The 14,164-nt window shown below is 54.7% G+C and carries 18 protein-coding genes and 1 pseudogene; 9 read left to right on the forward strand and 10 right to left on the reverse strand.

All coding sequences use genetic code 11. From position 1 onward, the window contains the following. Positions 1 to 14 precede the first annotated feature (14 nt). Positions 15 to 815 (forward strand): hypothetical protein, encoded by an 801-nt coding sequence (locus tag FO268_RS02490; RefSeq protein ID WP_150989139.1) that lies wholly within the window; start codon positions 15 to 17, stop codon positions 813 to 815. Between the two features lie 24 nt (positions 816 to 839). On the opposite strand, the gene FO268_RS22930 is transcribed toward FO268_RS02490, so the two are convergent. Together FO268_RS22930 and FO268_RS23310 are read right to left on the reverse strand one after the other, a co-directional pair. Beyond that, entirely contained in the window at positions 840 to 1,493 is a 654-nt protein-coding gene (locus FO268_RS22930; RefSeq protein ID WP_202336516.1) for a PEP-CTERM sorting domain-containing protein, read from the reverse strand. A 139-nt stretch (positions 1,494 to 1,632) separates the two neighbouring features. Then, a pseudogene (locus FO268_RS23310) lies at positions 1,633 to 1,728 on the reverse strand (BBE domain-containing protein); the annotation flags it as partial. A gap of 176 nt (positions 1,729 to 1,904) precedes the next feature. Between FO268_RS23310 and FO268_RS02505 the strand changes: the two are divergent. After that, positions 1,905 to 3,206, forward strand: a complete 1,302-nt coding sequence (locus FO268_RS02505; RefSeq protein ID WP_191966798.1) for a flavin-containing monooxygenase — start codon at positions 1,905 to 1,907, stop codon at positions 3,204 to 3,206. A 16-nt stretch (positions 3,207 to 3,222) separates the two neighbouring features. On the opposite strand, the gene FO268_RS22785 is transcribed toward FO268_RS02505, so the two are convergent. Then, entirely contained in the window at positions 3,223 to 3,384 is a 162-nt protein-coding gene (locus FO268_RS22785; protein WP_191966800.1) for a hypothetical protein, read from the reverse strand. A gap of 171 nt (positions 3,385 to 3,555) precedes the next feature. On the opposite strand from FO268_RS22785, the gene FO268_RS02510 reads away from it, so the two are divergent. From FO268_RS02510 to FO268_RS02520, 3 genes are read left to right on the forward strand one after another with little or no spacing between them, the layout of a single operon-like run. Continuing rightward, positions 3,556 to 3,846, forward strand: a complete 291-nt coding sequence (locus tag FO268_RS02510; RefSeq protein ID WP_150989145.1) for a DUF3175 domain-containing protein — start codon at positions 3,556 to 3,558, stop codon at positions 3,844 to 3,846. A gap of 45 nt (positions 3,847 to 3,891) precedes the next feature. Continuing rightward, on the forward strand, positions 3,892 to 4,659 hold the full coding sequence (locus tag FO268_RS02515) for an SDR family oxidoreductase (protein WP_150989148.1): 768 nt from the start codon (positions 3,892 to 3,894) through the stop codon (positions 4,657 to 4,659). Positions 4,660 to 4,715: 56 nt separating this feature from the next. Further along, positions 4,716 to 5,678 (forward strand): GlxA family transcriptional regulator, encoded by a 963-nt coding sequence (locus FO268_RS02520; protein WP_150989152.1) that lies wholly within the window; start codon positions 4,716 to 4,718, stop codon positions 5,676 to 5,678. On the opposite strand, the gene FO268_RS02525 is transcribed toward FO268_RS02520, so the two are convergent. Genes FO268_RS02525 through FO268_RS02540 form a run of 4 tightly spaced genes read right to left on the reverse strand, consistent with a single transcriptional unit; the run spans position 5,670 to position 9,459 of the window. Beyond that, complete coding sequence (locus FO268_RS02525; protein WP_202336518.1) at positions 5,670 to 6,833, reverse strand: aminotransferase class I/II-fold pyridoxal phosphate-dependent enzyme; 1,164 nt, start codon at positions 6,831 to 6,833, stop codon at positions 5,670 to 5,672. The genes FO268_RS02520 and FO268_RS02525 overlap by 9 nt on opposite strands. A 48-nt stretch (positions 6,834 to 6,881) precedes the next feature. Then, on the reverse strand, positions 6,882 to 8,138 hold the full coding sequence (locus FO268_RS02530; RefSeq protein ID WP_150989157.1) for an MFS transporter: 1,257 nt from the start codon (positions 8,136 to 8,138) through the stop codon (positions 6,882 to 6,884). Next, complete coding sequence (locus FO268_RS02535) at positions 8,131 to 8,853, reverse strand: TenA family transcriptional regulator (RefSeq protein WP_150989159.1); 723 nt, start codon at positions 8,851 to 8,853, stop codon at positions 8,131 to 8,133. The genes FO268_RS02530 and FO268_RS02535 overlap by 8 nt, the downstream gene beginning before the upstream one ends. Before the next feature lie 24 nt (positions 8,854 to 8,877). After that, positions 8,878 to 9,459, reverse strand: a complete 582-nt coding sequence (locus FO268_RS02540) for a GNAT family N-acetyltransferase (protein WP_150989162.1) — start codon at positions 9,457 to 9,459, stop codon at positions 8,878 to 8,880. 322 nt (positions 9,460 to 9,781) lie between these two features. Here FO268_RS02540 and FO268_RS02545 point away from each other — a divergent pair, with 322 nt between their 5' ends. From FO268_RS02545 to FO268_RS02555, 3 genes are read left to right on the forward strand one after another with little or no spacing between them, the layout of a single operon-like run. Continuing rightward, on the forward strand, positions 9,782 to 10,219 hold the full coding sequence (locus tag FO268_RS02545) for a hypothetical protein (protein ID WP_150989165.1): 438 nt from the start codon (positions 9,782 to 9,784) through the stop codon (positions 10,217 to 10,219). Between the two features lie 22 nt (positions 10,220 to 10,241). Then, positions 10,242 to 10,712 carry a phage holin family protein gene (locus FO268_RS02550; protein ID WP_150989168.1) on the forward strand — a complete coding sequence of 157 codons (471 nt, stop codon included), beginning with the start codon at positions 10,242 to 10,244 and terminating at the stop codon, positions 10,710 to 10,712. Then, positions 10,709 to 11,620, forward strand: a complete 912-nt coding sequence (locus FO268_RS02555) for a DUF3618 domain-containing protein (RefSeq protein ID WP_150989170.1) — start codon at positions 10,709 to 10,711, stop codon at positions 11,618 to 11,620. The genes FO268_RS02550 and FO268_RS02555 overlap by 4 nt, the downstream gene beginning before the upstream one ends. Before the next feature lie 35 nt (positions 11,621 to 11,655). On the opposite strand, the gene FO268_RS02560 is transcribed toward FO268_RS02555, so the two are convergent. Further along, positions 11,656 to 12,513, reverse strand: a complete 858-nt coding sequence (locus tag FO268_RS02560) for an ion transporter (RefSeq protein WP_150989173.1) — start codon at positions 12,511 to 12,513, stop codon at positions 11,656 to 11,658. Positions 12,514 to 12,556: 43 nt separating this feature from the next. Next, positions 12,557 to 13,030, reverse strand: coding sequence for a hypothetical protein (locus FO268_RS02565; protein ID WP_150989176.1), 474 nt, complete (start codon positions 13,028 to 13,030; stop codon positions 12,557 to 12,559). A 177-nt stretch (positions 13,031 to 13,207) separates the two neighbouring features. Here FO268_RS02565 and FO268_RS02570 point away from each other — a divergent pair, with 177 nt between their 5' ends. Next, entirely contained in the window at positions 13,208 to 13,669 is a 462-nt protein-coding gene (locus tag FO268_RS02570) for a gamma-glutamylcyclotransferase family protein (protein ID WP_150989179.1), read from the forward strand. Positions 13,670 to 13,675: 6 nt separating this feature from the next. Here FO268_RS02570 and FO268_RS02575 read toward each other — a convergent pair whose 3' ends face one another. Beyond that, positions 13,676 to 14,161, reverse strand: a complete 486-nt coding sequence (locus FO268_RS02575) for a hypothetical protein (protein ID WP_150989182.1) — start codon at positions 14,159 to 14,161, stop codon at positions 13,676 to 13,678. Between the last annotated feature and the right edge of the window lie 3 nt (positions 14,162 to 14,164).

Genomic DNA, 14,164 nt, shown 5'->3' on the forward strand with positions numbered 1-14,164 from the left:
CATGGAGGTGCGAGATGTCTAAAAGGATGTCTGATATAGGTCTTGCAACAGTAATGCTATTCGCCGGTTTGGTTCTGAGTGCCTGTGGCGGTGGCGGTTCAAGCAGTTCAGGTAGCTCAGGTGGGGGTGACGGCACACTGAAAGCCGGTTTGTTTGACGCAACAATTGAATACGTTGGTAGCGATCGTACAGAATCCGCGACCACTTATATCAGCCCGACAGGAAGGTTTGCGGTTATCTACGGAGGCAACACGGGCGTATCAATCGGAACGCTCTCGTTTGATGGCACAGCAATCAGCGGTACCAGTTATGATTATCGCGTAGTGGGCCCCGAAGGGTTTATCGAAGACAAGGGCGATGAAGGGACCATAAGCGGGACCGTCAGATCGCAGGAGTCGGCTACCTTTTCTACCGCGGACGCAGAAGGCGAGGTTAACACGAAGGTCACACTGCAGCGGCAAAACACTGTCAGCGATAGAGATATCTCTCTGGCGGACGCTGCTGGTACTTATGTAAAGGGTAACTCAGAGGTGGCACTGAATGTGGGCAGCGATGGCACTGTTGATTCTCAGTACTATACGGACACTACTGGATGCCACCTTTCGGGAACCCAATCCAATTCCCTCTCAGTGCCCGATGCATCGATTAACGTCTTTGACATTACCTACACGATGTCCAACTGCACCCAGGTTGAGGGCGAGCCTAGTCGCAATGGAGAGTACACCGGGCTCGGCTTTTTTGGCGATCAGCAAAGGCAAATGGTGTTCACAGCCCACAATGAGAATGTCGCCATGAAGTTCCAGGGCACCAAGTAAGCCGTGAACTCCACCTTACGCTAATCAGGCCGCCTGCTTCCGGCGCCGCGTTGCTATCAGGCCAGCCAGCCCAAGACCAAGCAAACCCAGTGTGGCTGGCTCTGATACCTCTACGGCCTCCGCGCGGACCTCAATAGCGTAACCGGTGCTTCCACCATGGTCAGCGCGGAGAATCTGCAGCGAGTGGCTGCCGGCGGAAATGGCGGACAGGTTGATATCATACTCGTTCAGATTAGCGCCACCTGAACGGGTGGCGCCAAACAGAAATGCACCGTCGAGCCACAATACAATGCCGTTATCGACACCAACATCTATGGTCAGGTCAGAAAGACTGCCAAGAACGAAGTCATATACAATTGCGGTTTCAGTGTTTACGGCCCAGGTACTCGGTATAGCCGTACCCGGAGCGCTCCAGCTCCCACCAGTGTAATCGCCAGCCAACCAATCTGCTCCGAACTCCGGAGTGAAAGTAAAGCCGGGGTCCGCGGCCAGTTGAATGGTCGGGTCACCTTCACTGACATTTGGGCCTAACAGAAAGCCGCCAGGGCCGTCCATGTTGGCAAGATCACCAAGCCCGGCGTTGTAGAGCCCTGTCGTGCTGTTATCGATAATCAATGTCGCCTGAGCCTGTACCGACGCGGCAAGTAGAGCAGAAGCAATTGCAATATTGAGTTTCATTCGTTGCCTTCCTTGTTTGGGCGTCAGGTGCGACGCAATATGCAATGCGCCTATGCAATCCACATACCATAAAAAAACGCATTAAATAACAGTAAGCTAACGAAACAGGAAACCAACTGTGTAAATTACTCTGACACTCTTAGGGTCGAATATTCTGATTCACCCGGAACAGATTTTCCGGGTCATACTTCTGCTTGATTTCCACTAGCCGTTTGTAGGCCGCCCCATAGGCAAATTCAACCCGATCAGCTTAGATCGTTTAGGGACTATGGCGTAACTGTTAGCCGGTTTTAATCGGCAAGCGGGGAATATTGGCGCTGGACGCCGGGAGGGTGTAGCTTAATAAATGCACGCAATGCGTCGATCACCCCTATCCTCGTCGGGATGCCACCGCATTTGCAGGAGCAGCCGATGATTCAGAACACCAATCATGGCCTTGATCTGGTTATCGTGGGCGGGGGCATCGGTGGCGTCATCTGTTTGAAGTACGCCAAAGACGCCGGGCTGAATGTGCTACTTCTGGAGCGCGGGGACCGCATCGGTGGCCTGTGGCGTGACCTCCCCTCCTGGCAGGACATACAGTTCCGCAAGGAAGACTGGACCCTTGGCAACCTGCCACTCTCCGGGGAGGATCAGCCCTGTATCCTGGGCAACATCGAAGCCTGGGTCGAACGCTTTGAACTCTCCCCCTACATCCGCCTGAATGAGTCCGTAACAAGTGCCCGGCGATGCGACAACGGGTGGCGCCTGACCACAGATAGCTCAACGCACGAAGCGAAGTGGCTCATTGCCGCCACCGGTGGACACAATCGCCCCGTCGTGCCGCATGTTGAGCGCGCCAACTCTTCGATTGTTGAATATCACTCCTCCGCCTTACGCGATCCCGAACAGTTGAGAGACAAGCGCGTCACCGTGGTTGGAGGCGGTGCCTCCGCATACGATCTACTGGACCTGTGCTTCGCCCACGGCGCCCGCAGTACGGCGTGGATCTACCGATCCACCAAGTGGATGAGGCCGACGCGCCGGGTCAAACACCTCGGCATCGACATGCGGGTTCTGGCCAGGTACCAGATGCTCTGCCTGCCGGCCAGTCTGGTACACCGACTGACCAACAAGGACCTGCGGGCGAGGTACGCGAAAGCGGGGCTCAACGAAATCATGCCAGAGGGTGATTTCGACATACGTCGCGACCAGCTCATTCCGGGCCGGCCGGGCATGCTCACTAACTTTGCCAACATTCAGCGCCATCAGGGCGAAGTCCGCTCACTCCGCGGCAAAAATGTTGAACTCTCAAACGGGGAAGCGTTGGAAACGGATCTGCTGCTCTGGGGTACCGGGTATGGCGTTGACTTCGGCTTCCTCGGCCTGGAGGCGCTCAGCAAGGCAAAAAACCTCAACGAGATCGGCAGTCGCTGCTATTCAAGATTCCTCTCTGCCGACGCTCCCAATCTCTTCCTGTTGGCACCAGGGGTGCTCGACACTAATACCTCAACGCCCTGGGCCTATGCCCATGTGGCGAAGTCCATCATGTCTCATATTGGGGGCAAGCCAGTGTTTGTGAAGGCCCCGTGTGAGGTCCTTACAAACCATTTCGATCTCGTCAAGCTGCTGGCACCGCAGGACCGGCGGAACTATCCGTTTGCCATCTGGTACCTCAAGTATCTCTGGCTTGCCATGTGCCATCCCTGGAAACGGGCGCTGCCTATCCCTTGAAAGGCGATGCCCGGGTTCAGCCAGCTTTGGTGTTAACAGGCCTTGGAGCAGGGGCGGCGAACTGCCCGCTTTTACCCTTGCCCACATACTCAACCGAGCCACCGGACTTCAGAAAAGCAGCTGTCTGCTCTTCAATCATGGCCGTTGTTAATGTCGCTTTTTCGGGTTTCTTGCTCATTTTATTCTCCAGGCTAACGGTTGACTTATTCACCAACTTCAAACCCCCATGATAGCTGAAACAGGAAATAATTGTTTGGGTCAAGAGACAGTCCCGTACGCCTTATCCCGCTTTCCGGCGAATATTTGCTATGGTTTTAAAGCCACACACGAAACGACCCGGAGTTAGATTATGGAAAAATCTGAACGCTGGTCGCAGAAGGTGACCAAATCCAGCGACTCCCTGGACCTTGAGCGCGGCGTCTTTGCCCTTGACGATCCCCGGGAAATCGCCCGCTCCCTGAAGAAGTCCGCGGAAGAGAGCCACCGCCGAAAATCGGACCCTTACCGCTCTGCCATGTCGATGCTGACGTTTTACATCAACCGGGCGGGCAAACAACTCAACGCAAAGGATAGAGAGCGTCTCGAGGCGGCAAAGGATGAGTTACGCCTCCTGTTTGGTCGAACTCCCAAGAACCACTGATAATGAATGCAGGCCTCACTTCCTGATCACAAGGAGCCACCACACATGGCACAGCAAACCCCGGTCATTCTCGTAACCGGTGGCGCCCAGGGCATCGGTAAGGGCATTGCCACCTATTTCCTGGAGAAGGGCTGGCGCGTGGTTGTCCTTGACCAGGATGCAGAAGCCATCAAGGCCTGTGAGCAGGGTTTCGGCAATCCCGACAACCTGCACCTGATCACAATGGATGTGTCCTGTGAGGGCGAAGTGGTTACTGCGGTGGCCGAGGCCCTTCGATGGGGCGGGCGGCTGGACGCGGTGGTCAATAACGCAGGCATTGCTGATCCGGACAACGGGCCGATAGAATCCCTGGAACTTGCTCAGTGGCAGCGGCGAATCGACGTCAATCTGACCGGCGCCTTTCTGATGGCAAAGCATACAGTGCCGCACCTTCGCCAGAGCAAGGGCAGCATTGTCAACATGGCGTCCACCCGCGCCCTGCAGTCCGAGCCCAATAGCGAGGCTTACGCTGCCAGCAAGGGCGGGCTGATCGCCCTCACCCATGCCCTGGCGGTTAGCCTGGGGCCGGATGTACGGGCCAACAGCATCAGCCCGGGCTGGATTGATGTCCGTGCCTGGCAGACCCCGGCGCCCAGCGAGCTCGAGCCCCTGTCTGCCTCCGATCACAACCAGCACCCCAGTGGCCGCGTCGGTACCCCTGCTGACGTAGCGGCCATGGTGGCCTTTCTGGTTTCGCCGGGGGCTCGTTTTGTGACCGGCCAGAACTTCGTGGTCGACGGCGGTATGACCCGCAAGATGATTTACGAGGATTAGGCCCGGTAGAATGAATTAGAATATTTCGCACTATTATTCTGACGTGAGCGATGTAAATGGACGTGTACTTCCTGATTTTGCCCAACATCCATCTAATGGATTTATCGGGCCCGGTCCAGGCACTGGCAGACTGCAATGAGCTACAGGGAGAACATTTTCGCTGCCATTACATCAGCCCCCAACAAACGGTTTCGAGCTGGCAAGGTCTGGCTCTTTCCACAATGTTGCCACTTCCCGCAGCGGTTCAACCGGGAAGCCTGATTTTTATTCCCGGCATGAAACTCAGCGCCGGCAAAACAGACCCACAGCTGTATCAGGAAGTTCTTGATTGGCTGCAGGAAATGGACAGGCAGGATGCACGGCTGATTGGCGTTTGCACTGGCGCTTTCATACTCGGCGCGGCCGGGCTATTGGATGGCCGAAGATGCACCACCCATCACCGGCAGCTAAGCCGGCTGGCCGAAGATTTCCCGAAGGCCGTGGTCCTTCAGGAACGCATGTTTGTCGAGGATCAGGGGTTATATACCTCAGCAGGTGTCAGTGCCGGGATCGATCTGACACTGCACCTCATCAGCGAGATCGTCAGCCCTGAAGCAGGCATTGCTGTTGCCAGAGAAATGGTCGTCTGTAGTCGACGAATGGGGGATGACCCTCAGATTTCACCCCAGTTTCTTTATCGCGATCACGTCCACCCGACGATTCACGAGGCGCAGGATATTGTTGCGAGCAAGCATAGCCAATCGTTAACTGCAGAATCGGTCGCGCGCCAACTCAATATTTCGGCCCGCCACTTCCAGCGGTTGTTCCGACAGGCCACGGGCATGACTTTCAAACAGTATGTTAACGAGCAGCGAATTCAGAAGGCCGATCAGCTACTGAAATCCACGAACCACTCGATTGAATGGGTTGCAGAGCTCGCTGGCTTTCAAAGCACCAAGACGTTCAGGGACGCATGGAGCAGAAAGTTTGACTACCCACCAAGCCAACGACGACAAAGCAGTAAGACTGATTCATGCTGAATCCCGCTCCTGCAGATAGGTTTGCGAAAAGGCGTTGGCCAGGTCTGCGATGATGTCATCTGGAAATTCCAGGCCGATCGACAGGCGTATCAGGCCGGGCGTTATTCCGGCCTTCAACTTTTCAGAATCGCTATACCGGCAATGGGTTGTAGACCACGGATGCGTAACCATCGTTTTTGCATCACCAATATTGGTACAGCGTGAAACCTGCGAGAGGTGATTGATAAACTGCCAGGCCGCTTTTTGCCCGCCTTTTACTTCTGCGCTGAGCACTCCGCCGTGACCGGTCTGTTGCCGATTCACGAGCTCTTTGTCGAGGCGCTCGGGCAAACCTGTGTAATGTACTTGAGTGACTTCTGGATGCTCCTGCAAATATCGCGCTACGTGCAAGGCATTGGTCTCATGCATCACCATTCGAGCGTGTAAGGTCTCAAGACTTTTCGAAAGTAGCCAGCCATCAAAGGCACTCAAGGTCATACCACCACTGCGAAGCGCCGTTTTTATCGGCGCAATCAGCTTGCTGCTTCCGGCGACTGCACCCGCAACGCAACGGCCTTGGCCATCAATGAACTTCCCTGCCGACTGAATAACAAGGTCAGCCCCCAGTGTTAAAGGCTTTTGATAAATCGGCGAGAGTATCGTGTTGTCCACCACCAACAGTATGTCAGCGCTCTTCGCCATCCTGGCCAGTGCCATGATGTCAGCAACTTCCATGGTCGGATTGCCCGGCGTCTCCAGAATCATCATCCGTGTGGAAGGACGGATAGCCTCGCGCCACGCTGCAGTGGCCGTTAACGGAAGCGGTTGGCAGGTGATGCCGAACTGGGAGAAGTAGTGCCTGAACAAATGGGCCGTGGAACCAAAAATCCCGTTGCCCATCAGGACATGATCGCCCTGTCTCAGGTAAGCCATTGCAAGCGCCAGGTACGCACCCATGCCCGAACTGGTCGCCACGGCTTCCTCGGCTTTTTCCAGTATGGCCAGCCGGCGTTCGAAGTTCATCACGGACGGGTTGGTAAATCGTGAATATACGTTGCCCGGGACGCGATTGTTAAAGCGATCACTCGCCTCTTCGGCAGACCCGAAGTCGTACGCCGATGTCATATAGACGGGTTCCGAGTGAGCATCCTGCCCGTAGGCGAGCGGCCGGTGCAAAGCGTCTGTGGTCTCATGGGAATGGGGCATGGTATGTCCTGTCCGGTTTTAGGTAGGTTCTGGCTCTGCAGCAAGATTGCTCTGGCCTGTTCTTATGCCCTTGAGAGACAGTGCGGCAAACAGTGACAGAAGACACACGCTCGTCACAGCCAGCGTTGTCAGGGTGTAATCGCCCGTAGCGTCCCGGGCGAAACCGCCCAGCCAGGCGGTCAGGAACACGGCGACCTGGTGAACACTGAATAGCAGTCCGAACATTTTTCCTTTTATCTTCGGACCATAACAATTCAGGCAGATCATGGAGGTCAGGATGACTGTCCCCATGTACGTCAGCCCGAACAGCACGGCAAAGAGAATGAAGAGCGCCGGGGAGTGTGTAACAGCGAGCATGGCCAGGGATAAGGCACGCACTCCGTAGAGCATGGCGAGTAACCGGGAAACATTGAGTTTGCCGGCGACATAGCCGACGACTACCGCCCCTATCAGCTCGAACAGGCCCAAAACACTGAGCATCAGGGCAACCGTGGAGGTTCCTTCACCGCCCAGCGACAGCGTTCGTTCCTGGACCAGTGGCACCAGATGGATATCAATAAACGCCATTGAAGCACCACATCCTGCGAAACTCATGGCGAGCAACAAAAACAGGGGCTTCTTCAGGTGTTCGCTGACCTTGTCTGAATTTTCATTCTGCCCACTGGCGCTTGTGTCGCCCGGTACGGGGAAGGCTCGGCTTACGAGAAGAACAGGTATGGTTATAAGCACTGCGAAAACGATGGCCAGGTAGTTTGAAAGGTCGCTCCAGGTCATCCAGTTATTCAACCATACCCATAAAGGCGAAAGCACAATGAAACCTATTGCCACTCCATTGCTCACGGCGGCAAAAGCCAATCCCTTCCGCTGCCGGGAGATAACCCGGTCAATCAGTATCCCCACAGGGACAAAACTCAATGCCGCTAACGCATACGCGGCAAGAATGCCGTATGCAAAGAGGAAGACCCCATATTCGGTGACATTGCCGAGAAGGAAAAACGCAAGCGAGGCTACCGCACCTCCGGAGAGCAAACACAAATAGGGGCCGTACCGATCACACACAGCACCTACAACAGGAGAAAAAAGTCCGAGGCTCAGCCCGAACAGAGCCCCGGACAAGGCAAAGGCACCTCTGCCAACGCCAAAAAAATCTGCCAGATCGCGAAAATATATCTGGTAAGTTCCCTTAATGGAGGAACTTAAAAACATAACCACGAAGCCAATCAGTATTACGCCCCACACTACGCCCGCAGGGTTCACCTTCCGTGGTTCAGGCATGCGAGAGCTCCCCTCTCTTTACCGTCTCGTAGATGCCTTGATACATGCCGTAGAAAAGGTCGCAGGTGAGATTTACGGACTCCAGTGCTTCCTGCTGCATTCTTTCAGTTGTACAGAGGTCCGCCACCAGGTCGAGCCCTTGCTGTACGTGCCCTACATCCTCCTTCTGGTGGACGGAGAAAAACAGCAGATCAGCCTCTTTCAACCCGAACACCCGGCCTAAAATGGTGTGTCTCGCTTCCTCACCCAGTGTTTCAAGATTCTGACCTTCACTGGCGATCAACACCGCTGCTGCGCCAATGTGGTACCGGCCCGCAGTGGTACAGGCTTCCATTCTGAAATCTATCAGCTCTTGAGTAGCGGGAAGCGCAACGGCTGCGTCGCGTTCCTGATCACTGATACCTAATGCTCTAATGAAATCCTGCATTAGCTCCACGTGGTTTTTGGTTCTCGATAACCTGCCCGTCTCCTCCTCGAACATATTAAAAAGAAGGCGCCGCTTGTGTTTTTCCATCGGGCAATAAAAGAAAAGATTTTCAATATAGGTCAGAAAGTTTTTTGTAAGCTGATAGCCCTGGAGAGCAACCCTTTTCAGGAGCTCTTTATCTGCCCTTTTCTCATCCAGCAACATGGAAAACAACGGATGGCTAAGGGTTAGCTTCTGATGTAATGTTTCTTCCAGTCGCTCTCGAAATCTATCCCGGGCTTTCACCATCGTATATCCCTCACGTTATCGGTTTTATTTCACATTACTGAGTGTTTTCTCTTTCGAGGATTTTTTACTACTCAGTTTTTTGGAAAGATTATCGACGGACTGGTGCATAAAATGGCCACGATACGACTGACCATTGTGGCGGGCGTAATCATCCAGTACGCCAAAAGATTCGAATCCCCAATGCGACCACAACTTGTGTGCGGCTGTGCCTTCTCGAACATCAAGTGTGAGCCGACTCACGCCAATTTCCTTTGCCTTGATGACAATACGTTGAAGCGCGCCCTCCAAATATCGCTTTCCTCGAAAAGAGTCGGCAATGACGCCTTTCTGTAATTCCGCGAGATGATTTGTTGTTTGCAATGACTGCTGGAGAAGTAAGCAGGTCAAAACGATTTGACCATGGACGCTTCCAATCAGCAGATGCCCATGGCCATTCAATATGTACTTAAGATGGCTTAAGTATGCCGATTTGGTATCGCTGTCTGCTGCATCACTAATTCCCAGTATGGCCTCGTCCTGAGCGGTGCTTCTTAACAGGCTCCAAAGATCATCGCCAATGACATCGATTACCAGGGGGGAGTCAATCCAGGAATAATTTATTTTCATTGTCAGCTCCTTCTACTGCCTTATGCTGCAACTGTTTTTGGTGCCTCAAAAGGCTAAAAACGGACATAGATGCGGCGAAAAGAGGACAAACTGTATAGCCGAAGCGTTCTGCGGATAACCGAAACCTGTAGGAATTGCACACTTTGCGCAATTATTACCGATTCTGGCGCCGCCTTAACTGTGGAGCCGGAGGGATGCGCCCTATAACCCTTTGTTTAAATGGCCTCTGACAGGTTCGCCTTAAGATGGCCCGGCGCGTGCTTGTAGCAGTTCTGCAAGGGAATAACACGTCAATCAGGCGGAAATACGCATAGGAGGTTATATGCAAACGCAGCATCCCAATACTCCCGGCAACGGTGGTACAGAATCATCCACGCAAACCGATCTTGGCGAAAAGGCACGCGACATCTCTGAGGAAGCCAAGAACACAGCGCGAGATCGGGCGCTGGACGAGGCCGAAGGGCGCAAGCATGACGCCTCCAATATAGCTGGGGCTGGCGCCAGGGCATTGGACAGCGCCGCAAGCAGCCTGGACGAGCAGGGCCAGGAAACGCTGGCTCAGACTACGTCTTCACTGGCTTCCAGCCTCTCAGAGTTTGCCGGCAAGCTGGAACATAAAAATGCTGAAGAACTGCTACAGGACGCGACCCGCCTTGCACGCCAGAACCCGGCGATGTTCGTGCTTGGAGGGATAGGCGCAGGCCTGATTCTGAGCCGTTTCTTAAAAGCGTCGTCCAATTCCCAGGGAAGTCAGCACTGAACAGTGGCACCAGGAGGTCATCATGGCGAATACAGCTGAGAACGAATACACCAGGCCGACCATGGCAGATACACCTACGTCACCTGCGTCATCCTCGGAGTCATCCCAGGCCCAGGAACGGGTGAAAGTCTACAGCCTGGTCAAACACCTTGTGGATGACGTGGCTCTGCTCTTTCGAAAAGAGCTGGCATTGGCAGCCTCAGAGGTGGGGCGCTCCGTGAAAGACACCAAAAAAGGTATGACTGGCCTGCTCAGCGGTGCGGTTGTGCTTAACTCCGGCTACCTGTTTTTGCTTGGTGCCGCAGCCCTTGGCCTTGCGCAAGTAATGGACGCGTGGATGGCAGTGCTCCTCGTGGGTGCCGTGACGACTGTGGTGGGGCTGCTCATGGTTCAGGGGGGCAAGAAGAAACTCGAGCCTTCCAGCTTCAAGCCCGAACGCACGATAGATGAAATTCGCAAAAACAAAGATTCGGTAAAGGGAACTACATCATGAGCACCGCAAGAGACTATATCAAAGAAGACATGGCCAAAAATCCTGAACAGATCCAGCGGGAAGCAGACGAAGTGCGCGCTGACATGGAACATACCGTTGACGATCTCTTCAATCGGCTCTCCCCAGGCGAACTGATCAATCAGGCCATGGCGATGTTTCGGGGCAATGGCAACAGTAATTTTGTCCAGAACCTTACAACCCAGGTCCAGAATAATCCTGTACCTGCAATTCTGGCGGGGGTGGGCCTGACCTGGCTCATGTCTGCTTCCAAACAGCCCCCTACTGCAGGCGAATCCCGGACATCTTCGGGAGGAATAACCCACGGAATGCGCTCAGCCTCTGCAGCAATGTCATCTGCTACAGACAAGGCCCGCTCATCAGCCAGTAGCGTGGCCCACGGCGCAAAAGAGAAGCAGCACGACCTGGCCGATAGTGCCAGCGACCTGAAGCACCGTGTTAGTAATGCAGGCCATCAAACCATGGAAGCGAGCCGCTCGGGTGCCCATGCTGTACGCAATACCTACAACGACCTGCTTCGTGAGCAACCACTGATGGTAGGGGCAGCGGCTATCGCAGTCGGGGCGGCGTTGGGAGCGTTGTTACCACGAACCCAGGCAGAAGAGTCCCTGATGAGCCAACAACCCCCGGATGCATCGAGCGGTCACCAGACCTCTTCCGACGCCGACAATGGCGAATCACCGGGTAGTGTCGACGCTCCGAGTTCAGGAGAGAGCGTTCGTCGGGACGCGGCAACACCTTCCGCGCATTCCCAGGGTGCGATGACCACCAACCCGCCGGCCGCCGGTGCGAGCGGTCCCCCTGGTTCTCGTCCGTCTGCACGGCCTCCAGCCGGTGGAGCTGAAAGCGCCAGGCCTTCCCCGGACGCCAATTCCACAGATACACCATGAGTCGAAGGGCGCCTTAAGGGCGCCCTTACCGTTCATTAACCAGAGCCTCGCGGTTCTGGCCGCTCTTCATCAAGCCAGGCACCGCAATATTTGCAATACCTGGCGTCAACGTCATGTCGATGCTTACCGCAGGCGGGGCAGGCTTCATCGGAATAACGTTCTGCCCGCAGGGCGCGAATGACTTCCGCAGAAAAAACACCAACGGGTAGTGCGATAATCGAGTAACCCGTCAACATAATCATCATGGAAAGGAACTGGCCCCAGGCTGTAATCGGCGTTATATCGCCATAGCCCACCGTCGTCAGTGTCACAATGCCCCAGTAAATGGCTTTGGGTATACTGGTAAAGCCCGCCTCGGCCGGCTCAATGAGATAGAGTAGAGATGAAAAGATGGTCACGAGCATCAGCACTGTGAACAGAAAGAGCAGGATCTGGTGCCGACTGCGAATCAGCGCGTCCATCAGCAGGCGGCCCTCACCCACTACGGTCATCATTTCCAATACGCGGAACAGGCGCAACGTACGCAGCAAGCGCACTACTACGAGCGTCTGTGCTCCCGGGAACAGAAGTGCCAGCCAGGTCGGCAGAACCGCCAGAACATCAATAACTCCGTAAAAGCTTTTCAGATAAAACCTGGGCTTCTCAAGGCAATAAATACGCAGGCCGAGTTCAATAGTGAACAGCAGCGTTACACACCATTCCAGCACAAAAAAGAGCTCACCGTAGCGGGCATGATATTCCGGAACACTGTCCAGGAGAATAATCCCGACGCTGAGAAATATCAGCAAAGCCAGCAGAACATCAAAGCCTTTGGCCAGGCGGGTATCTGATTCGAAAATGATCTGAAACAGGCGCGTTTTGAGTCCCAGGCCGCCCGGTTTTCCTGTCGCCATCTAATCTGCCTCTTGAATTGCCACTGAGCGAGCGATCGCCCTGTCAGTCCTCTTCAATGGCCTTACGAACACCCTGCTCTGCCCCCTGCCAGGTCTCGGAGAGGTCGTCGAAGGCGTCGTTGAAACCGTCTTTCATAGACTCCCACGTAAAACCAGGACTGTCCTGCATACGCTGGTGCCATTCCGCCGCCCGAGCCCGCTCCCGTCGCAGCGCTGCCAGTGCGGTCTGCGCCTGAGCCCGAGATAACTCGTCAGCGGTCTCCCAATTCTCCTGAAGATGGTTGTCCAGTGTCGCTATGCGGTCTTCGATGGCAGCGAGAACGTCCTCAATGTCCGCCATCAATTGTTCCCGCCGGTCTGCGCTGAAATCCGCCAGCTCCTGATCGAGGCTCTGCATCTCCTTGCGCAAAGCTTCCACAGTTGCCTCGTCGCCATTCTCCGCCGCCTGCCCCTGGGCCAGGGGCAACACCATAGCCAGCAGTAGTGCACTGGCCTGTAATCGCAATGGGTATCGCACGGTCTGGTACCTCCTCTAGGGCTTAGATAAACAGTCTATACGATTAAACATACCGGAGGACCTTACCGCTTGGAAACCGTTGATATTTTCCTGGTATTGCTCTTGAAGCCCTCTCCGAACCCACGCGCATTAATGATATCGTTGGCTAACGGTACCAACATCTAGGGGGAGAGCAGTATGGCAAGCCGAAAAAGCAGAATCCGCCACACTCTGGCGATCATCTTCGCTCTCCTTGCGTCAGGGGTTGGCTATCTTTGGCTGACCTTTGCCAGCCCCTTTGGCTATAACCCAACTATCGAGTTACCGGTGATCGACGAAGATGCCACCTATTCCGTATTTGTTTACGGCACCCTGACGAAGCCCTGGGTGCGCTGGCTGGTAATGGGCCGTGCAGGCGAAGGTGAGCCCGCAAGCTTACCGGGCTTTAAAAAAGAGGAGCTGGATATCAAACCGGTTGCGGGAGCGGTTACGAAGGGGCAGGTCATCACGGTCGATGCCGATGAACTCAGAGCACTGGATCGCTACGAGCGGCTAGGCGTTCGCTATGAACGAAGGGAATTAACACTGAACAATGGCGAATCAGTCTGGGTTTACAGACTTATGGAGCCGCTCATACTGGAACTTGAAGGTGAGATCTAGATATCGCTAGAAATACCCCAATAGCCTGCCAAGAATCAGCGCACTAACCCAGACCACCAGCGACACCAAGGCACCTGACCTCACCGGCAAAGGCATGGAAGCAGTCATTGGGAGGCTCCGTATATCCCGGCGCTTGAACACCCGCCCCAGCATCAACGCATTTGACAGACCCAACAACACAAGCACGATTTTCGCCTGGAATAATGGCGATTCGGCATAGTCTGCGGCCGCTGTGGCAAATAAAAGCGCACCACATACAACCGCCACCCCCAAACCAATCGCCGATGTGATCCGAAGCACATCAACAAACATCATCACGGGGTAGTTGCGCCAGAGCCCCAGCAAACGCAGGTCCAGCGGCATAATGCCGCCTACCAACATCGCAACCCCGAAAATATGCCCGGCATTGACCAGTGGGTACATATATGTAGAGTTGCGCAGGGCTGAGACAAAGGCCAATTCTTCGATGGCAACCAGCGCTTGCTCAATCATCCC

Origin of the sequence: Marinobacter denitrificans, assembly GCF_008795955.1 — a bacterium.
Classification (GTDB): domain Bacteria; phylum Pseudomonadota; class Gammaproteobacteria; order Pseudomonadales; family Oleiphilaceae; genus Marinobacter; species Marinobacter denitrificans.